At 69.7% G+C, this 19780-nt stretch carries 20 protein-coding genes and 1 tRNA gene; 6 read left to right on the top strand and 15 right to left on the bottom strand.

The window, feature by feature from the left end; translation table 11 throughout:
- The first annotated feature begins 26 nt into the window (after nt 1–26).
- Nucleotides 27–1292, top strand: a complete 1266-nt coding sequence (locus RN51_RS03855) for a winged helix-turn-helix domain-containing protein (RefSeq protein WP_045262724.1) — start codon at nt 27–29, stop codon at nt 1290–1292.
- 24 nt (nt 1293–1316) lie between these two features.
- Nucleotides 1317–2228 carry a hypothetical protein gene (locus RN51_RS03850; protein ID WP_045262723.1) on the top strand — a complete coding sequence of 304 codons (912 nt, stop codon included), beginning with the start codon at nt 1317–1319 and terminating at the stop codon, nt 2226–2228.
- A gap of 55 nt (nt 2229–2283) precedes the next feature.
- On the opposite strand, the gene RN51_RS03845 is transcribed toward RN51_RS03850, so the two are convergent.
- The 3 genes from RN51_RS03845 to RN51_RS03835 all read right to left on the bottom strand — a co-directional run bounded on the left by RN51_RS03845 (nt 2284) and on the right by RN51_RS03835 (nt 5496).
- Entirely contained in the window at nt 2284–2850 is a 567-nt protein-coding gene (locus tag RN51_RS03845) for a LemA family protein (RefSeq protein ID WP_021199536.1), read from the bottom strand.
- A gap of 88 nt (nt 2851–2938) precedes the next feature.
- Nucleotides 2939–4252, bottom strand: coding sequence for a D-arabinono-1,4-lactone oxidase (locus RN51_RS03840; protein WP_045262722.1), 1314 nt, complete (start codon nt 4250–4252; stop codon nt 2939–2941).
- Nucleotides 4249–5496, bottom strand: a complete 1248-nt coding sequence (locus RN51_RS03835) for an alanine racemase (protein ID WP_045262721.1) — start codon at nt 5494–5496, stop codon at nt 4249–4251. Before RN51_RS03835 ends, RN51_RS03840 begins: the two co-directional genes overlap by 4 nt.
- Nucleotides 5497–5582: 86 nt before the next feature.
- On the opposite strand from RN51_RS03835, the gene RN51_RS03830 reads away from it, so the two are divergent.
- A tRNA-Leu gene (locus RN51_RS03830) sits at nt 5583–5655 on the top strand.
- Nucleotides 5656–5664: 9 nt separating this feature from the next.
- Here the strand turns inward: RN51_RS03830 and RN51_RS03825 are convergent.
- The 11 genes from RN51_RS03825 to RN51_RS03775 form a co-directional block, all read right to left on the bottom strand.
- Nucleotides 5665–6330: a DedA family protein gene (locus RN51_RS03825; RefSeq protein WP_045262720.1), complete on the bottom strand. Its 666-nt coding sequence runs from the start codon at nt 6328–6330 to the stop codon at nt 5665–5667.
- Nucleotides 6331–6336: 6 nt separating this feature from the next.
- Complete coding sequence (locus tag RN51_RS03820; protein WP_045262719.1) at nt 6337–7191, bottom strand: hypothetical protein; 855 nt, start codon at nt 7189–7191, stop codon at nt 6337–6339.
- A 291-nt stretch (nt 7192–7482) separates the two neighbouring features.
- Nucleotides 7483–9003: an NAD(P)/FAD-dependent oxidoreductase gene (locus tag RN51_RS03815; protein WP_045262808.1), complete on the bottom strand. Its 1521-nt coding sequence runs from the start codon at nt 9001–9003 to the stop codon at nt 7483–7485.
- A 25-nt stretch (nt 9004–9028) separates the two neighbouring features.
- A complete protein-coding gene (locus RN51_RS03810; protein ID WP_045262718.1) occupies nt 9029–10336 on the bottom strand; it encodes a S8 family serine peptidase in 1308 nt (435 codons plus the stop codon).
- On the bottom strand, nt 10333–10875 hold the full coding sequence (locus RN51_RS03805) for a DUF501 domain-containing protein (RefSeq protein ID WP_045262717.1): 543 nt from the start codon (nt 10873–10875) through the stop codon (nt 10333–10335). The genes RN51_RS03810 and RN51_RS03805 overlap by 4 nt, the downstream gene beginning before the upstream one ends.
- Before the next feature lie 47 nt (nt 10876–10922).
- The gene (locus RN51_RS18155) at nt 10923–11504 is read right to left on the bottom strand and encodes an FtsB family cell division protein (RefSeq protein WP_231579205.1); all 582 of its coding nucleotides are present in this window, start codon (nt 11502–11504) and stop codon (nt 10923–10925) included.
- Between the two features lie 71 nt (nt 11505–11575).
- A complete protein-coding gene (gene eno / locus RN51_RS03795) occupies nt 11576–12856 on the bottom strand; it encodes a phosphopyruvate hydratase (RefSeq protein WP_045262716.1) in 1281 nt (426 codons plus the stop codon).
- Nucleotides 12857–12953: 97 nt separating this feature from the next.
- The gene (locus tag RN51_RS03790) at nt 12954–13613 is read right to left on the bottom strand and encodes an O-methyltransferase (RefSeq protein ID WP_045262715.1); all 660 of its coding nucleotides are present in this window, start codon (nt 13611–13613) and stop codon (nt 12954–12956) included.
- A gap of 31 nt (nt 13614–13644) precedes the next feature.
- Nucleotides 13645–14610, bottom strand: a complete 966-nt coding sequence (locus tag RN51_RS03785) for a CPBP family intramembrane glutamic endopeptidase (protein ID WP_045262714.1) — start codon at nt 14608–14610, stop codon at nt 13645–13647.
- Nucleotides 14607–15677, bottom strand: a complete 1071-nt coding sequence (locus RN51_RS03780; RefSeq protein ID WP_045262713.1) for a DUF1648 domain-containing protein — start codon at nt 15675–15677, stop codon at nt 14607–14609. The genes RN51_RS03785 and RN51_RS03780 overlap by 4 nt, the downstream gene beginning before the upstream one ends.
- Nucleotides 15674–16072 (bottom strand): GntR family transcriptional regulator, encoded by a 399-nt coding sequence (locus tag RN51_RS03775; protein WP_045262712.1) that lies wholly within the window; start codon nt 16070–16072, stop codon nt 15674–15676. The genes RN51_RS03780 and RN51_RS03775 overlap by 4 nt, the downstream gene beginning before the upstream one ends.
- A gap of 108 nt (nt 16073–16180) precedes the next feature.
- Here RN51_RS03775 and RN51_RS03770 point away from each other — a divergent pair, with 108 nt between their 5' ends.
- The gene (locus tag RN51_RS03770) at nt 16181–16651 is read left to right on the top strand and encodes a PaaI family thioesterase (RefSeq protein WP_045262806.1); all 471 of its coding nucleotides are present in this window, start codon (nt 16181–16183) and stop codon (nt 16649–16651) included.
- Here the strand turns inward: RN51_RS03770 and RN51_RS03765 are convergent.
- Complete coding sequence (locus tag RN51_RS03765) at nt 16632–17636, bottom strand: LacI family DNA-binding transcriptional regulator (protein ID WP_045262711.1); 1005 nt, start codon at nt 17634–17636, stop codon at nt 16632–16634. The two genes, RN51_RS03770 and RN51_RS03765, sit on opposite strands and share 20 nt — an antisense overlap.
- A gap of 105 nt (nt 17637–17741) precedes the next feature.
- On the opposite strand from RN51_RS03765, the gene RN51_RS03760 reads away from it, so the two are divergent.
- Together RN51_RS03760 and RN51_RS03755 are read left to right on the top strand one after the other, a co-directional pair.
- Complete coding sequence (locus tag RN51_RS03760; protein WP_045262710.1) at nt 17742–18752, top strand: alpha/beta hydrolase; 1011 nt, start codon at nt 17742–17744, stop codon at nt 18750–18752.
- The gene (locus RN51_RS03755) at nt 18749–19777 is read left to right on the top strand and encodes an alpha/beta hydrolase (protein WP_052674570.1); all 1029 of its coding nucleotides are present in this window, start codon (nt 18749–18751) and stop codon (nt 19775–19777) included. The genes RN51_RS03760 and RN51_RS03755 overlap by 4 nt, the downstream gene beginning before the upstream one ends.
- Nucleotides 19778–19780: the final 3 nt, after the last annotated feature.

Below are 19780 nucleotides of genomic sequence, written 5' to 3'. Positions count from 1 at the left end.
TCCGCACCCGACGCTACCCTGGCGAGGTGACAGACACCCTCAGCCCGACCCAGGCACGTCGAATCGCGCTGGCCGCTCAGGGATTCACCCGCGCGCGACCGGCGACCGTCACGGGGCGGCACGTGCATCGGGTCATGGACCGGCTCGGAGTTCTGCAGATCGACTCCGTGAACGTGTTCGCGCGGTCTCATTACCTCCCGCTGTTCTCGCGACTCGGTGAGTACGATCCCGCCCTGCTCGATCGCATCTTCCTCTCCCGCACCACGCACTACGTCGAGTACCTCGCCCACGAGGCCACCTTCATCCCGCTCGAGGACTGGCCGCTGTGGCGGTTCCGGATGGACGACTTCCGCCGACGGTGGGCGGGGCCGGACTCCTGGATGAGCAGCAACGCCCGAACCGTGCAGTGGGTCACCGACGAGCTGCGGGCACGCGGACCCTTGCGCCCCGCCGATCTGCGCGACGATGCGCCGCGCGAGCGCGGCACCTGGTGGGACTGGGACGACGTGAAGCTGGCCCTCGAGCATCTGTGGCGCACCGGTGATGTCGCGATCAGCGGACGCCGCGGGTTCGAGCGCACCTATGCGCTCGCGGAGCATGTCGTTCCCGACGCGATCCGCTCCCGGCAGGTGTCCCGCGCCGAAGCCATCCTCGAGCTGACCAGACGCGCGGCGCGATCGAGCGGCGTAGCGACCCAGTCCGACCTGGCCGACTATCACCGCATCCGCGACCGAGCTGCCGTCGCCCACTCGATCGAATCGCTCGTGGATGCGGGCGAGCTGCTTCCGGTGCAGGTGCGCGGCTGGGACCGGGGCGGTCGGCCACTTCCCGCGTGGCGGTATCGAGACGCGGTGCTCCCCCGGAAGGTCGAGGCCACGGCGATCCTGACGCCGTTCGATCCGGTGGTGTGGTTCCGCGACCGAGCGCTCCGCGCGTTCGACCTCGACTACCGCATCGAGATCTACGTGCCGGCCGAGAAGCGGCGTTTCGGCTACTACTCCCTGCCTGTGCTCGTCGGCGACCGTATCGTCGCGCGGGTCGATCTCAAGGCCGATCGCGCCACATCGACCTTGCAGGTGCAATCCGCGTGGTGGGAGCCGCAGGCGCGTCCCGGCGACGCGGAGCCGATCGCCCGTGAACTCGCACTCGCCGCCGCCTGGCAGGGTCTGGAGCACATCTCGATGTCGGGATGGGGCGACGCCACCACGGCGCTTCACGCGGCCCTGGCATCAGGCACGGGAACAGGTCCGGCCGTGCGTCGCCATCTCCATCCGCGAGAAAGCCCCGTATGAGCAGGGCCGTATGAGCAGGGCCGTATGAGCAAGGTGCGGCGGCGCTGGGCGATCGGCAGCGCTGCGGCCGTCGTCGTCCTGCTCGCTGCAGGCGTGTGGCTCTGGCAATCCTCCGCTCGGTCGACCACCCCGGAGGAAGCGGCGCTCGAGTATCTCCACGCGCTGGAGTCCGGCGACACCGATGCCGTGCGAGCCACCGGAATCGTCGTCACAGAGACCGCGCAGGACGCCTTCGATGCCGCGAGCGCGCTGGTCCGAGACGCCGAGGTCACCCGTGTGCGGCACGCCAGTGGCAGCACGTCGGCGGCGGTGGAGGTCTCGTTCGAGCTTGGAGGAGAATCCCACGACGCAGTGCTCGCCCTCGACGTCGTCGACGGCCGCTGGCATGTCGATTCGTCGGGACTCGGCACGGTGACCGTCGACTCGACCATCGGCGCTACCGTCGCGATCGGCACCACCGCTCTCCCCACGGGGAAAGAGATCGCCCTCCTGCCCGCGATGTACACGGTCTCTGCGGCGCCGTCGACGCTTCTCGAAGGCGAGAGCACGGTAGCCGTCGAGCCTGCCGCCGAGGTCGCGACCGTGGTCGATGCCACGCTGCGCCCGGAGGCGACGGCGGTCGCGCAAGACCACGTGGACGACATCGTCGAGGCCTGCACCGTTCGCGGGACCGAGGTGCCGGACGGTTGCGGCCTGCGCATCCCCTGGGGGACGGAGTTCCGAGAGGTCGAGGAGTTCCGCTACCGGGTCGAGGAGACTCCGGCCGTCACCCTCACTCCGACGGGCTTCACGGCCGACCGCGGGGTGCTGGTCGTCACCGTGACAGGGACGGGCTTGGACGGCGCCGAGCTGACGAAGACGTACCGCACAGACTCCTGGACGCTCCGTGGCGACGTCTCGTTCACCGCCGACGATCTCGTGCTCTCGCCGTGGTGAGCCGAGGGCGTCACGATGTGCGCGGGTCAGACCCGTGCGTCAGAGGTGCCGTGCGTCAGAACTGCACGCGCGGGGGCTCTGAGATCGCGCTGCTGTCGGCCACCTCGAAGAACTCGCGCTCGGAGAAGCCCAGTCCCTTGGCGAACAGGTTGTTCGGGAAGACTTTGATCTTGGTGTTCAGCTCGCGCACACCACCGTTGTAGAACCGACGCGCGGCCTGGATCTTGTCCTCGGTGTCGACCAGAGCCTGCTGCACCTGGAGGAAGTTGGTGCTCGCCTGCAGCTGCGGATATGCCTCGGCCACCGCGAACAGACTGCGCAGAGCCTGCTGCAGGTGTCCCTCGGCGATACCGGCTTCACCAGGCCCGCCCGCCGAAAGAGTCTCGGCACGCGCACGGGTGACGTTCTCGAAGACCGCCTTCTCGTGGGAGGCGTAGCCCTTGACGGTCTCGATGAGGTTCGGGATGAGATCGGCTCGTCGCTTGAGCTGCACCGTGATGCCGCTCCATGCCTCGTCCACGCGCACATTCAGCTGCACCAGCGAGTTGTACGTGGCCCACAGATAGATGCCGACGAGCAGGATCACTCCGACAACGATCAGTACCGGCACGAGCCATTCCATCAGAGGCCCACCCTTCCTCGTGTTTCTCTCATCCTAGACGCGCAGTCTGCACGTGGACTGGGCATGCGCGGCTACGGCCGCGGACCGTTCAGCTGCCGAGCACCCGTTCGAGATACCGGTTGCCGAACAGGCGATCCGGATCGAGCCGATCGCGCAGTCCGAGGAAGTCGTCGAAGCGCGGGTACCGCTCCCGGAGGGTCTCCGCGGTCAGCGTGTGGAGCTTGCCCCAATGCGGACGTCCGCCGAACTCGTGCATGATCTCCTCCACGGCTCCGAAGTACTCCGTGGGGTCAGCGCGCCAGTACCGATGCACGGCGATGTACGCGCTCGGGCGCGCGTGGGCCGTGGAGAGCCAGCGGTCATCGGCCGCGGCGAAACGCACCTCGATCGGGAACTCGATCCGCCACCCGCGCCGGGCGATGAGCGCCCTGACCGCCTCGAACGCCGCCACGACGTTCTCGACTGGGATCGCGTACTCCATCTCCCGGAAGCGCACGGTCCTGCTCTGGATGAGCACGCGGTGCGACAGCTCGGTGTACTCGCGATCTCCGGTGAGCCTGACCGCGAGCCTGCTGAAGGGCGGCGTGATCGCCGGCACGGCTTGGCCGGCCGCGCACACCACGCGGTAGACGCCGTTTGAGAGCAGCGTCTCGTCGATCCATCGTCCGACGACCGGGAGCGGTTTGCGGACCGTCGCCTCAGGAAGGCGCGTCTGCCGCTTCGTCAGCGCGACATCCGTATGCGGGAACCAGTAGAACTCGAAGTGGTCGGATGCGGCGACCCGCTCATCGAGGGTGGCGAGCACGTCGTCCAGAGGCACCGGCTCGTCGATGGCGTGCATCACGAACGCGGGAACGCACTGGAGCGTGACGTCGACGATGATGCCGAGAGCACCGAGTCCCAGCGCCACCGCGGGCAGGAGCTCGCTCTCGTGCTCCTGGTCGATCCGGAGGAACTCGCCTGCGGCGGTGACCATCGTGACGCCGACCACCTGGGTGGCGAGGCCACCGTAGCCCGCGCCCGTGCCGTGGGTGCCCGTGGAGATCGCGCCGGCGATGGACTGGCGATCGATGTCGCCGAGGTTCTCCATCGCGAGCCCGTACGGCGCGAGCAGCCCGGGAATGCGATGCAGGCGCGTTCCGGCGAGCAGGGTCACCCGGCCGGTGTCGGCGTCGGCGGAGACGAGGCCCTGCAGGTCGTCGAGCTCGAGCAGCACGCCAGGCGCGATGGCGATGCCGGTGAAGCTGTGACCGGCGCCCACCGCCTTCACGGGCAGTCCGTGCTTGACCGCGGCGATCACCGCACGCTGCACGCCCTCCGGGCTGCGCGGGCGCTCCACACGAACCGGTCGCACGGAGGCCGAGCGGCCCCAGTTCTGCCAGGTGCCGCCGATTCTCGTCACAGGAAGGCCTTTCCCTCGCCGCGGTAGGTCGGCAGCTCGTCGATGATCTCGTCGCCCGAGATCAGGTGATAGCTCTCGATGCGCTCTGCCGGCTCACCGCTCTTGGCATGGCGGAACCATACGCGGTCTCCCACGCCCAGCGACGCGGCAGCCGGTCCCTGCAGCGGCGTCTGCACCTCGCCGGCGGCTTCGCGGGAGAGGGTGTGGAGCCCTTCCGGCCACACGGCACGCGGCTGCCGGGAGGCCACCGCGGGGCCGGAGGCGATCCATCCGCCTCCGAGCACTGTGGCGATGTCGGCGGCAGGGCGCCGCACCACGTCGAACGCGAATGCGGAAGCGGGTGCTGGCCGGAACGAGCGGTAGCCGTCGAAGAGGTGTCCGCCGAGCAGGCCGCTCCCGGCACTCGCCTCGGTGAGGGATTCGTCGCTTCCGGTGAACTCGAGCGAGCCCGTTCCGCCACCGTTGAGGATCTCCAAGGGGGCGACGGCTCCGACCGCGGCGACGATCTCGGCTCGGCGCTCACGCAGCTCGTTGCGAGAGCGGGCCTGCACCATGCGGATGAGCGGAGCATCGGGTCCGGCGTCATCACCCTGACCGGCGATCTGCGCGTCGTACATCTGCAGACCGACGAGGCGGAACCCTGGGCGCGCGACCACCTTGCGGGCGAAAGCGGCGACCTCGCCCGCACTGAACAGGGCGGAGCGGCGCACTCCGATGTGGCCGAGGAGCGAGGACCGCCAGGAGGCATCCACATCGATTGCGACGCGGAGTTCGGGACGTGACCCCGGGACGGCGACACTGTCGATCAGGTCGAGGTGCACTAGATCGTCGATCATCAACGTGATACGTCGCGCGGCCTGCTCGTCGGCGATGAGCCTTTCCAGTCCCGCGCGATCCACGGTCGGGTAGCCCAGCATGATGTCGTCGTGGGTCTCGGCGAGCCAGAGCGCCTCTTCCAGCGTGAAAGCCAAGATGCCGCGGAACCCCGGCAGCTTCAGCACGGCGTCGAGCACCGAGCGCACCCGGACGGATTTCGAGGCGACGCGGATCGGGAGTCCACCGGCACGCACCAGAAGGTCCATCGCGTTGTAGCGGAGCGCCTCGCGGTCGATCACCGCCACCGGTGCCGGGAGGTGTCCTGTCGCCGCGGACAGGCGCGGCCAGTAGCGGGCCGGGTCCTCCCACTCGGGGGCGACCGCGGACGCACCATGGACGGGGCTCAGTTCGTCGATGAGGTCGAGCACTCCCCCACCCTAAGGCCTCACCCGACTCCGTTTCACTCCTGACGGCACCGCGTCGCAGACGAGCACGGCGATAGGCTGACCGGGAGGCCCCCGTAGCCCAATGGCAGAGGCAGGCGACTTAAAATCGCTTCAGTCTGGGTTCGAGTCCCAGCGGGGGCACGTCGACGCTCAGTCCTCCCCCTGTGCGACCGCCTTCCGTTCGCCCGCGGCCTCCCGCATCCGGCGAACCACCAGGACCACGAGTGCGATCGCGATCGCCGAGTAGACGGCGTAATCGAGGTAGCCGAGGTACTGCTCCAGCTTCTCGTGCTGGCTGCCCAGCGCCGCCCCGACCCCGAGAAGGAGCGCATTCCACAGTCCGCTCCCGATGATCGTGTAGACGCTGAACGTCACGAGGTTCATCCGGGACGCTCCGGCGGGGATCGAGATCAGACTGCGGACGCCGGGAACCATGCGCCCGACCAGCACGGTCCACGCACCGCTGCGCACGAACCACTCGGTTCCACGGTCGAGGTCCGAGCGACTCACCAGCTTCGTGGCCGCGAGCATCCGCACCGCGCGGTCCATTCCGATCCCGGCGCCGAGCCAGTACAGCAGCAGCGCCCCCAGCCACGACGCCGCGGTGCTCCAGAAGATCAACCATCCGAGATTCAGGGAGCCGCTCTGACTCAGGTATCCCGCGAACGGCAGGATGACCTCGCTCGGTATCGGCGGGATGAGCACCTCCAGGAAGACCAGCACGCCCACGCCGACGTCGCCGAGGGCGGTGAGGACGTCGGCGGCGAATCCGGTGAGGCCGGTGAAGCCGTGTTCGGTGGCAGCAGCGAGAACCATGCGGGGTCAACGTCCGAAGATGTCGCCGATTCCGGGGATGCCGATGTCGCCGAGCTGTTCGCCCCACCCGCTCGCCGCTTCTCCGAGCCCGGAGACCGTGTCGCCGGCAGAGCCCCACAGATCCCCCGCGCCTCCGGCGATCGACTCGACATCCACGCCCTCCGCGAGTGCGCCGAAGTCGACGCCGATGTTCGCGGCCTGCTCGAGAAGGGGCCCGGCCACCGTGCTGAGCACCGCGCCACCGGCCACGACGCCGAGAAGTCCGACAGCCGCGCCGCCGGCGGCGACTGCCGCACCACCGGCGCCGGCACCCCGCACACGCGACAGCAGGCCGCGCATGCGTCCCGGATTCATGGCCTCGGTGCGGCCCGCCGCCCTGGCGAGGTCGTCCGCGGAGGAGGAACGCGGGTGCTCGCCCGGGGCGAGCTCCTGCCGCATGCGGGCCTCCACCAGCGAGCGCTGCTCCGGCGAGAGCCGGGCGAAGGCCTCACGATGGATCTGCTCGACGCGCTGCGGGTCGGCCGTCTGCAGGAGGTAGTCGTAGCGGGCGATCGCCGCCCGATCGGCATCGGTGACGGACCTCGACGCCCGCGACGCACCGGCGGCGGGCGGCGCGTACGGGTCACGGGCTGCGGGCGGCGCGTACGGCTCACCGGCCGCGCGACCCGGCTGAGAAGGCTGCCCGGGATCCCCCTGCCCGCGAACGGCGTCGACGGCGCCGCGCAGCAGTCCGCTCCAGTCCGTCGACCGGGATTGGTCGTGCGGGCGCGATCCGCCCGTCGAGTGACCGCTGCGCCCGGAAGCGGCGTTCTTCTCCAGCGCCTCGGAGGCCATTCCGATCAATCGGGAGAGCTTTCCCATGAGTGGTCCCTTTCGTGGTGCGGACCACCGGAGATCCACGACGTCGGGACGACGGCAGGGTCACTCAGCAGCCCGCGATGCGGGTGCCAAGGTCTCCTCCACCCTCACAGGCCGGCGGGCCGGAGCACGATCTCGAGCTCGTAATGACGACGTCGCCGCATTCGGGAGTACTCCCCTTGCCCGGGTGACGATACCGGGCTCACCTATGCGTCGCCTCAGAGCCAGCCGACACGACGACGATCGGCCCCGAGCGCAGTGCGTTCGGAGCCGATCGTCGTCGTGCGGAAAGTGTTACTTCGCCGCTGCTTCCGCCGTCTCGGGAGTCTTCTCCGCGACGGGCTTCTTCGCAGCCGGCTTCTTCGCGGCGGGCTTCTTGGCGGCGGGCTTCTTCTCCGCAGCCTTGTCCGCCGGGGCAGCCTTGTCCGCCGGGGCAGCCTTCTCAGCCGGAGCAGCCTTCGCCGGAGCATCGGCCACGGGCGCGGCGGGAGCGGCCGGACGCGGTCGCGCGGCGAACTCCTCGAAGACGTAGCGCGGGTTCTGCACCGTCTCGAGGTTCACCAGGTCGCGGCCGAGCCACAGGTTGTTCCACCAGCCCCACAGCACGCGCCACTTGCGTTCCCACGTGGGCATCGCCAGACCGTGGTAACCGCGGTGCGCGAGCCAGGCGATGAAGCCCTTGAGGGCGATCTTGCCGGACTGGAAGACACCGTTGTACAGGCCGAGACCTGCGACGGCGCCGAGGTTCTTGTGGAAGTAGTCCTTGGGCTTCTCGCCCCGGAGCACGGCCACGAGGTTCTTCGCGAGGAGCTTCGCCTGGCGGACGGCGTGCTGGGCGTTCGGCACGCAGAAGCCGCCGACGCCACCGCCCGAGAGGTCGGGGACAGCGGAGACGTCTCCGGCGGCCCATGCGCCCTCGACGAACGCCTCGGGGGTACCGACGCGCAGGTCGGCACGGGTCTGGATACGACCGCGCTCTTCCACCGGCAGGTCGCCACCGCGCACGACGGTCGGGTTGGCCATGACACCCGCGGTCCAGACGATGACGTCGGTCGGGATGACCTCACCCGTGGAGAGCTCGACGTTTCCGTCGACCGCGCTTGTGAGCTGCGTGTCGAGGTGCACGTTCGCGCCGCGCTTGGCGAGGTCCTTGAGGACCCACTCGCTGGTCTGCAGCGAGACCTCGGGCATGATGCGGCCCATCGCCTCGATGAGGTGGAAGTGCGTGTCGTCGAAGCTGATCTGCGGGTACTTCGACACCAGCGAGGACGCCAGCGACCGCAGCTCGGCGAACACCTCGATGCCGGCGAAGCCACCACCCACGACGACGACCGTCAGCAGGCGGTCGCGCTCGGGGCCGGCCGGGAGCGAGGCGGCCTTGTCGAAGTTCGACATGACCTTGTCGCGGATGGCGACGGCCTCTTCGATCGTCTTCAGTCCGATCGCGTTGTCGGCGATGCCGGGGATCGGAAAGGTGCGCGACACGGCACCGGCGGTGACGACGATCTGGTCGTACGCGAACTCGTACGGCTCGCCCAGCGGCGGCGTGATGGTCGCGACCTTCTGGGCGTGGTTGATGTTCGTGACCTTGGCGGTGAGCACGTTGGTGCGCTTGAGGTGACGGCGGTGCGCGACCACCGAGTGGCGGGCCTCGATGGAACCGGCGGCGACCTCGGGGAGGAACGGCTGGTACGTCATGTACGGCAGCGGGTCGACCATGGTCACGTCGGCTTCGCCCTTGCGCAGGTGCTTCTCGAGCTTCCACGCGGTGTAGAAACCCGCGTACCCTCCGCCGACGATCAGGATCTTGGGCACAGTGCTGTTCTGAGGCACAGAAGAACTACTCCTCGGAGTCGGGGGTGTGGCGTACGGAAATGCGCGCCGATCGGATGCGCCGGGCAGCAGCGGTGACGCCAAGCGCTATCAGGATACCAGGGACTGTGAGCGCAATGAGCGGCAGGGTACCGTAGCGCAGTGAATCCGCGCTGGGAAGCAGCGGTGAACCGGGGTCGGTGGGTGCATCGGCCGCCGGCAGAGGGGGGACGGCGACCGGGGTCACCGGCGCGACCGTCTGGGGTTGCGTCTGTGCGCGGCGGAAGACGCGGATCCACTCGGCGAGATCTCCCATGGGGTTCTCGCTCACCGCGGGAAGATTCGCGGAGATCGCTGCGGCGGCGTCCACCAACCCGTACCCGTAGAGCGGGTCCTGCGGCTTGATCGCGTCGGGGACCGGGATGGCGGTCTTGATGATCCGGTTGATCACGTCGATCGCCTTGATGTCGGGGTGCGCCGAGCGGATCAGCGCCGCGACCCCCGCCACGATCGGCGCGGCGCCACTCGTGCCACGCCACGGCGTGACCGTCCCATCGGCCGAGACGCCGATGAGTCCTTCACTGGGTGCGGAGATGCCGATCGTGATGCCCTGCGTCGACGCCTCGATACTGGCCGTGCCGGTCTGATCGACCCCACCGACCGTCAGCACGCCGGGGATGGTCGCAGGGGCGCCGATGATGTTCGTGCCACTCCCCCTGTTCCCCGCCGCGACCACCACCACCACGTCGTGCTGGAAGGCGTAGAGGAATGCCTCATCCCAGCTCTCGTCCCAATCGAGCGTGTTGGTGGTGAAGGAGAGATTGATGATGTCGGCGCCGTTGTCGACGGCCCACTTCATGCCCTTCGCGACCTGCTCCGTGAACGGCACGGTCGCGGCGGCACCGAATCCGACGGAGATCGAGAGCAGGTTCGCCTCCGGTGCCACGCCGATCATCCCTGTGCCGTCGGGCGCACCTCGTCCGGCCGCGAGCGATGCCACCCAGGAGCCGTGATTGCCGTCGACCGCTCCCAGAGGGGTGCGTCCGTCCGGGGTACCGGCTCCCGACACGTCGGTTCCGCCGACCACGGCATCGCCGAAGACGGAGGGCACCTTGGCGATGCCCGTGTCGATCACGGCGATCGTCACGCCCTCGCCCCGCGTGGTCTGCCACGCCTCGCGGATGCGCGCGCCGTCGAGCCAGTACTCCGAGGCCCGCACCGGGTCGGCCGGGTCGTCCGGGATCGGCGGTGGGGTGGCCGAGGCCCCGATGAGCAGCACGGTCGCCGCGACCACCATGATGGCGGCAGCGCTGCGCAGCGTCCGGCGGACGGTCATGCCGTGGAAGCCGCCGCGTCGCGGGTGGCAGCGCCGGGGTCTTCACAGCGGCAGACATCCGGAGACCACGACGAACGGGCAAGCGCCGCGTCGCCGATCGGATTCACGCCAGGACCGGCCGCCAGGGAGTGCCCGGCCAGGGCATGCAGGCACTTCACGCGCGTGGGCATGCCTCCGGCGGAGATCCCGTCGATCTCGGGGACCTCGCCGAACCGGGCACGGTCGGCCAGGTAGGCCTCGTGCGCTGCGAGATAGGCCGCGGCCACGTCTTCGTCGTCGGCGAGCAGGCCCGCGAGCTCAGGCATGACCTGGGTGGCTTCGAGGGTCGACATCGCGGCCGTCGCTGCAGGGTGCGTGAGGTAGTAGAACGTGGGGAACGGCGTGCCGTCCGGCAGGCGCGGTGTGGTCGCCACGACTGTCGGATTGCCGCAGACGCAACGTGCCGCGATGCCCACCACACCTCGGGCGGAACGGCCGAGCTGGGTCGATACGACGGCGAGCTCGGCGGGCGTGGGGGCAGGGAACGGCGGCGTGGTCACCCCACCAGCGTAGGGGAGGCTGCAGGGAAGATGCTCGGAGCGGAGGCTCAGCGAGTGACGGCGGCGGTGTCGCTGAGCCCGGCCGAGACGAGGGTGCGCAACAGCTGCGGCATCCAGTCGGTCGGCTTCTCGACGAGCGTGTCGCTCACGGGCTCCTGCTCGCGCGGGAGGGCAGCAGGATCGAGGTCGTTGTCGATCAGGTAGACGACTTCGCCGGGCTTCACGTAGTAGAGGCGCTCGCGGGCCTGCGTCGTGATGTACGCCGGGTCGTTCCAGCGATCGCGCTCGGCTTCAAGCGACGCGATCTGGTCTTCGCTCACCTGCACGGAGGCCTCGAGGGCCGCGATCTTCTGCCGCTGGTCGATGAAGGTGCCCAGCGTCGGCACCAGCACCCACGCACCGAGCACCACCAGCGAGAGCATGATGACGGAGAAGGCGGAGAGGCGGATGCCCGATGCCCACTCGCGCACATCGACGCGCGGTGTTCCGCCTCGGCTTCCCCTCGAGGTACGCGGGGCCGACGGTGATGTCGCGCGGGGTCTCGCCGCGGCCTTGCCCGTGCGCTTCGCCGCGGCCTTCGGGGCGGATGGCCCGGGAGACGGCGAAGGAGGAGCCGGTCGTCGTGCCACGGCTCCTCCTTCGTCGTGCCGCATCAGCGGCGGTGGTCACCGCCCGCGGGCGGCTCTACATGCGTGTGCGCTCAGGCCTGGTAGCGCGGGAACGCGGAACGGCCGGCGAAGACCGCGGCGTCGCCGAGCTCCTCCTCGATGCGCAGCAGCTGGTTGTACTTCGCGACGCGCTCGCTGCGTGCGGGCGCACCTGCCTTGATCTGGCCGGCGTTCGTGGCGACCACGAGGTCGGCGATCGTGGTGTCCTCGGTCTCACCGGAACGGTGCGAGAGCATCGCGGTGTAGCCCGAGCGCTGCGCGAGGCTGACCGCGTCGAACGTCTCGGTCAGCGTGCCGATCTGGTTGACCTTGACCAGCAGCGAGTTGGCGACGCCGCGCGTGATGCCGTCGGCGAGGCGCTGCGGGTTGGTGACGAACAGGTCGTCGCCGACCAGCTGCACCTTCGAGCCCAGTGCGTCGGTGAGGTGCTTCCAGTTGTCCCAGTCGTCTTCGGCCAGCGCGTCCTCGATCGTGACGATCGGGAAGTCGTTGACGAGCCCGACGTAGTACTCGGTGAGCGCGGCGGCGTCCCAGTCCTTGTTGTCGAGACGGTAGACGCCGTCCTTGAAGAACTCGGTGGCGGCGACGTCGAGGCCGAGCGTGATATCGGTGCCGGGCGTGAAGCCGGCCTTCTCGATCGCCTTCACCAGGAAGTCGAGGCCCTCGCGGTTGCTGGGCAGGTCGGGAGCGAAGCCGCCCTCGTCGCCGAGGCCGGTCGCGTATCCGGCGGCCTTCAGCTCGGCGCGCAGCACGTGGTAGGTCTCGACGCCCCAGCGCAGCGCCTCGGAGTAGGTCTCCGCGCCGATCGGGGCGAGGAAGAACTCCTGCATGTCGATGCCGTTGTCGGCGTGCTCGCCGCCGTTGATGACGTTGAACAGCGGAACGGGCAGCACGTGGGCGTTCGGGCCACCCAGGTAGCGGAACAGCGGAAGGTCGGCGGAGTCGGCCGCAGCCTTTGCGACCGCGAGGCTCACGCCGAGGATGGCGTTGGCGCCGACGCGCTTCTTGTTCTCGGTGCCGTCGACCTCGATCAGGATCTCGTCGACGATGCGCTGCTCGCTCGCCTCGACGCCCTCGATGGCCGGTCCGAGCTCATCGATGATGGCCTCGACGGCCTTGAGCACGCCCTTGCCGCCGTAGCGGCTCTTGTCGCCGTCGCGGAGCTCGTACGCCTCGAACGCGCCCGTGGATGCACCGGACGGGACAGCCGCCCGCTGCACGATGCCGTCGTCGAGGAGGACCTCCACCTCGACGGTCGGGTTTCCGCGCGAGTCGAGAATCTCGCGTGCGCCTACAGCCTCGATCAGTGCCACTGATGTGCTCCTTGCTCAGGGGGAAAACGTTGTGTGGAGCGTCGTCGATCCGCGCCCAGTCTAGCCCGGCCGTCCGACACGATCAGGGACGCGCCCGTCAGACGACGACCGCGATCGCGAAGCCGTCCCAGCCCTTCGCCCCCACGGTCTGCAGGGCCGTGGCATCGAACCGCGGATCCTCCCCCAGCATGCGCAGACCTTCGCGGGTGCCGACGACCTTGGGGTCGTCGGAGGCGTCTCGGACGATCTCGCCTTCGCGCCCGATGTTGTCGAGCACGATCACGGTGCCGGGATGACCGAGCTTCGCCGCCCAGTCGAGGTAGATCGTGTTCGACTCCTTGTCGGCATCGATGAAGACCAGATCGAATCCGCCGACCAGGGTGGGCAGCACGTCCGCGCCCCTCCCCACACGGATGTCGACCCGCTCACCCACTCCGGCGGCGTCGATGCTGGCGCGAGCGACGGCCGCGTTGTCCGCCTCCGCCTCGACCGTCACGACGCGTCCCTCGGGCCCCACCGCCCGTGCGAGCCAGATCGTGGAGTAGCCGCCCAGGGTGCCGATCTCGAGCACGCGCCGCGCGCCGCTGATCCGCGCCAGGAGATTCAGGAGCTTGCCCGCCACTGGAGCGACCTCGATCTCCGGCATGCCCGCGTCACGCTGGGCGACGAGCGCGGACTCCAGCTCGGGGTCGGGACCGACCAGCAGATCGGCGAGGTAGGAGTCGGCGTCGGACCAGGCGGCGGGGGTGGATTCCATGGCCTCAGCCAACCCCCGCCGCCGCCCGCCGTCAAGGCTGCGGTGCGCCGGACGGACGCGCGGTGACCTCCGCGAGGGAAGGCTGGACGCGGAACTGGCCGGTCAGTAGGAGCACGATCACGATCACGGCGATCACGACCCAACTCGCGACGCCCAGGGGACCTGCGAGGGCGAGGTCCGGCTGCGTTGCGGCGAAGATCAGGATCATCCCTGCGGCTGCGTTCAGAGAGCCGTGCGCGATCACGGCCGGCCACACCGACGCCGACCGCAGACGCAGCCAGCCGAACAGGATGCCCCAGGCGACGCATCCTCCGACCATGAACAGCACCCCGGTGATGTCGGTGCGCCCGAAGTTGTAGCCGAGCAGGATGATCGGGCTGTGCCACAGGCCCCAGATCACGCCGCTGAGGATCAGCGCCGGCCAGGTCCCGAGCGGGCGCAGCGCCGGCAGCAGCCAGCCCCGCCAGCCGAGCTCCTCTCCGAACGCGAAGAGACTGTTGAACAGCCCGCCGAGGGGGATCATCGCGAGCTGCGCGAACACGATGATCTGGACAGGAGGCAGCGGCGCACCGGCGGGGACGGCCTTCTCGAGTTCGGCGGCGAAAGCGGAGAAGGTCAGGTCGAGCTGTACGAAGCCGAGGGCTGCGGACAGCAGGACTCCGAGTGCCACCACGAGCGGTGGTACGAGCCAGCCCGCGACCATGAGCCAGACGATGCGCTTCGCGGGACGCAGCGGCCACAGTCCGAGGAAGCGAGCGCGGTGCCCCGGCGCAGGAACGCGCATCAGGAAGGTCACGACGAGGGTCGCGATGGCGGGGGTGAACATGATGATCGGCAGCAGCACGACGGAGATCGGCTCGGCGAGACCGTCGCCCAGCCAGAGCGGCAGCGCCACCAGCCAGGCGAGCACGAAGGAGACAACGACGAACACGATCACCGCGGTCCAGGGGACCCGGCGAGCCCACGGGGGCTGATCGGTGGTGAGGTGGTCGGTCATGAGCTGGCCTTTCCGTCGTCGTTCGAGAGGGCCTCGGGTGCGGGCGCGCCGTCGACATAGGCCTGCAGCAGTGCCGCGGCTTCCTCCGCGCCGTCGATCGTCGCGATGAACGGCCGCCGACCACGACGGGCCACCTCGATCGCCGCACCACGCCGCATGACGATCCCCGTGCGCCCGTCGACGGCGATACGCCACCCCCACCCGCCGAACTCACCGAAGGGCGAGATGTCGACGGCGCGCACCGACTCGACCTCGTCGACAGGGATGCGTACGCGCGGCCAGCCCAGCAGGGATCGGGCGGAGAAGCCTTCGGGCGTGACCTTGATGCGGAAGGAGGTGGTCGCCGCCAACGCGAAGCCCACGACCAGCGCGACTACCGCGACGATCCAGCCGCCCTCGACGCCGGCGCCGAGCATGAACGCGGCGAGCACGATGATGCCGAAGAACACGAGGACCAGGAAGAAGAGCGCCCCGCGCGGCATCGTGACCGTGGCCACCCACACGACGCGCTCGCCCTTGGCGATGTGCACCGCATACCGCGGTTCGAGCGTGCGCCCCTGCTCCGCTCGCACGCGAGGCTGCACGACCCACGCGATGGAGCCGACCACCGCGAGCGCCCCGAACGCCAGCGCCATGACGCCACCGATCCCCGGCACGTCGGCGGGATCGGCGAGGTCTCGCTGGATCGCGAGCGATCCGAGACTCATCACGGCGGCGAGAGCCGACATGCCGGCGGCGAGCGCACCCATCAGGCGTGCCGCACCGCCCCAGTGCGCGCCGACCGAGGCGAGCGTCACGATCGCCATGAGCACGGGCAGTCCGAGGCCGACACCGAGGAGGATCCAGAGGTACGTCGCCGGAGCTCCGAAGCCGTCGGCCCCGTTCAACCCCCAGTGCGTCGCGACCTCCGGCGGCAGCGTGGGCAACCACGACAGCACGACCACGACGGCGATCGCCGTGATGACGACCGGCAGGGACACTGCGACGAGGAAGAAGGCGAGCCGGGCACGCCGCAGCAGCGTAGGCGGCGTGCGGGTGAGGTCGTGGGTGTTGTCACGATCGGTCATGGCGAATCCTCCTCGGAGTTCTCGATCGGGCGGGTGCCTGTGCCCGTGTCACGGTGGGCGCGGACGATGCCGGCGAGCGTGGCGGCGGAGACGCCGAGCGCTGCGGCGCGACGCACCAGGTCGTCGATGTCGTGTGCGAGGTCGGCCAAGGGCGCGGCCGAGGCCGCGATGACCGCTCCCCTGCCGCGGCGGAGGTCAACCAGGCCCTCGTCGCGCAGCTGCTGGTACGCGTGCAGCACGGTGTGCTGGTTGATGTCGAGCGCTTCGGCGACATCGCGTGCGGCGGGAAGACGATCGCCGGGCGCCAGGACACCGGCGAGGATGTCGGAGCGCACGGAAGCCGCCACCTGGTCGTACAGTGCGCGAGGACTGTCGGGATCGACGCGGATCAGCATCCGACGCTCCTCTCGTCAAATCTCTACTTATTCTATGCGAACTAGAACAACTGTGACAACCCTCCAGACGTCTTTGTCGGACTCGGTCAGGTGCTCCACACTGACCTCATGCGCATCACTCCCCGCCGTCTCGCGATCGGCATGAGCCTGTGGATCCCGAACCTCTTCAGCGGCATCCGCGTCCGCCGGTTCCGTGAGGACTGGACGCATGCGACCGTCGAGCTCCACGTCAACGTCTTCACCCGCAACTACGTCAAGACCGCGTTCGGCGGCTCCATGTCGGCCATGACCGATCCCTACTTCTTCATGCTGGTCATGCACCAGCTCGGACGCGACTACGTCGTGTGGGACACCCGAGGCGAGATCGAGTTCCTCAAGCCCGGCCGCGGGGTACTGACGGCCGAGTTCGAGGTGTCGAAGGAGAAGGCCACGGAGATCCGCGAACGGGCACACGGCGGAGCCAAGGTGCTCGAGTGGTTCGAGACGGTCATCACCGATCGCGAGGGGGACGTCGTGGCGAAGGTGCGCCGCGAGGTCTACATCCGGGAGAAGAAGCGCGTCACCGCTGCTCGGGGCTGATCCCGGCAGCGAGCGTCGACGCCCTCGGGATCAGCATCGGGGCGAGACGGACGGTGCCGTGCGCGGTCGATGCCCCCGAGACCAGACCGAGGACGAGTTCGAGGGCCGTGCGCCCGCTCTCCTCGAACGGCTGGCGCACGGTCGTGAGGTCGAGCGCCTCGGCGACCTCGCCGTCGTCGTAGCCGACCACCGCGAGCGGTGCCGTGCCGACGTCGGAGCGGAGGGCGGACAGCACGGCGGCGGCGAACTGGTCGTGGTTCGCGACGATCGCCGTCGCTCCCGCAGCTCGGGCTGCGGCGATCACCCGGCCGTCGACCGCGGAGGGATCGGCCACCGCGAGGTCCGTCACCTCCAGGTGCCGCATCAGCCCCTCGACGCGGAGCATCCCGGCCGACACGTACGCCGGCGAGCGCTGCGGCTCGTGCACGAAGAGCACACGGCGATGTCCGAGCCCGGCGAGGTGCCTGCCGATCTGCGCACCGCCGTCGCGGTCGTCGACCAGGACGACCGGACCGCCCGCATCGGACCGCGTCGGCACCACATCGACGTAGACGACGGGGATGCGTGCCGCCTTGCTCGCCCGCCGCGCTGCTCCCCCGAGCGGAACCCCCATCACCACGAGACCGGTGGCGTCCGTGCGCGTGGGCAGCACGTCGAGCAGCGGCTCATCCGCTGCCGCGGCGGAATCGAGGTCGTAGGGGATGATGTCCACCGCCGCGTCCCTGGCCCGCCGGAGCATTCCGGAGAGGCGGCGCAGATACGACGGGTAGGTCGTGAACGGCGCGGCCACCGCGATGCGGGCGGCACCGACCCGGCGCCCCTGGGCCATCCGATAACCGAGAGCCGTGGCCGCCGCGACGATGCGTTCACGGGTCTCCGGTCGCACCCGGTGCGGGGCGCTCACCGCCAGCGAGACGGTGGAGATGCTCACTCCCGCACGCTCTGCGACGTCGTAGATGGTGACCCTGCCCGGTCGTGCGCGCATCGCTCGGCTTCTCTCTTCATCGAAGTTCTTCGATTGCTCAGACTAGGTCGGGACTCGCGCAGGGGGAACCCCACCGGCCCGCGAACCCATCGAAGGAGATGCCCGATGCCGACAGCACGATCCCGATTCCGGCGCCCCGCACTCGACCGCGCCGTGGCGGCCTGGGAGGAACGTGTCGCGCCGCTGCTCGCACCGGAACCCGCAGACCCCGCCGGTCGCCGTCGGATCGCCGCGGAGAACGACGACGCCGTGAGCGCAGCGCTCGGGATCGCGCCGTTGCCGACCGCCACCGAGGATCGCATCGTCCCGGTCGATGGGCACCCCGACGTGCGGGTACGCGTCTACTGGCCCGGCGAGGAGCGCACCCCGCCCGGAGAGGGGCTCCCCGCACTCGTGTACTTCTACGGTGGCGGATTCACCATCGCGGGCATCGACTGGGTCTCGTGGGATGCACGCTTCCGGGTCAGAGCTCGGGACGCCGGCATCGTGATCGTCGCGGCCGACTACGCCCATGCGCCGGAGGAGCGCTTCCCCACGCAGCCGGAGCAGTGCTGGTCGGCCTTCGAGTGGACCCACGCCAACGCGACCGAGCTGGGCGTCTCGCCGGAACGCATCGCCATCGGCGGAGCATCATCGGGAGGCGACCTCGCCGCGGCCGTGACGCTCATGAACCGCGACCGCTCCGCACATCCGATCGCTCTGCAGCTGCTGGAGAATCCCGCCCTCGATCTGACCATGGGACATGCCGACATGAGCGGCATCGATGCACGCATGCCGGGAGTCATCGTGCGCGCGGTCGGTCGCACGCTCGTGCGTCAGTATGTCGGAGACGACGCCTCAGCGGCCCGCCAGCCATATGCCTCCCCGCTGCGAGCCGCCTCTCACGAAGGCCTGCCGCCGGCGCTGATCCTCACCTCGGAGCTCGATCCCCTGCGTGGCGACGGGGAGGCCTACGCACGGGCGCTCTCCGCCGCAGGCGTGCCGGTGACCGCGATGCGCTTCATCGGCCAGACCCACGGCTCTCTGGGCTCGACCGGGTTCGTGCCCTCCGCCGACGTCGCACACCGCCTCATCGTCTCCGAACTGCGCACGCTTCACGAGGTGGTCACCGCATGAGCACGCCCGAGTACCGCGAGCCGCCGCTGAGCCCGGAGATCCGGGAATGGATCCAACGCATCCGCGAACTCTCCGCGACGCTCCCCGACCTCGAGTCTGCCGAGATGGCGACGCGCCGCCTGGCACAGCGCGAGCTGAGCGACCGCCTCGCCGTCGAGTTCACTGCTCCCGTTCCTGCCGGGGTGGAGATCGACGATCTCGTGGTCGCCGGCGAAACAGGGCCGCGGCGCGCCCGGCGGTTCCGCCCGGCATCCGCGATCGGCGCGATGCCCACGATGCTGTGGCTGCACGGAGGCGGGTGGACCGGCGGCACGATCGACGAGCTCCTCAACGACCGTCTCTGCGCGGATCGCGCACTGCGCTCGGGAGTGCAGATCGTCGCACTCGAGTACCGTCTGGCTCCCGAGCATCCGTTCCCCGCCCCCGTCGAGGACGCCATCCGTGCCCTCTCCGACCTCCGCGAGCGCGCCGACGAACTCGGCGTCGATGCCGACCGGCTGGGCGTCGGCGGCAACTCCGCGGGGGCGACGATCGCGGCGACGACAGCACTGCGGCTGCGCGATGCCGGAGAACCGCTGCATCACCAGGCTCTCGAAGTGCTGCCCGCGGCCCTGCGGGTGGTCGGCGACTCGATGCACCGCCGTCTTCGCCTCGCCGAGCGCGCAGGCATCGAGCATCTCGCCGGGCTGTATCGCGCCGGTGCATCGCTCGCCGAGGCCTCACCACTGGATGCCCCGGATCACCGCGGCCTCGCACCCGCACTCATCCTCGCGGCCGAGTTCGACCCGCTCCGCGACGGCGCCATCGCGTACGCCGACAGTCTGCGCGAAGCGGGCACCCCCGTCGTGCTGCACATCGGACTCGGGCACGACCATGCGTCACCCGGGCTCACCGGCCGCTGGGAGGGCGCTCGCGACTGGCGTGACGTCTTCGTCCACGAGCTCGCCGATGCCTACCGCGTGGACGCGCGCGCGACGCCCGAACCGGCGGACGCTGCCGTGACCACCACCGGCATGCGGCCGTGAACA

Source organism: Microbacterium oxydans, from assembly GCF_000956405.1.
Lineage (GTDB): Bacteria > Actinomycetota > Actinomycetes > Actinomycetales > Microbacteriaceae > Microbacterium > Microbacterium oxydans_C.
This window is presented reverse-complemented; position numbering and strand designations above follow the sequence as displayed.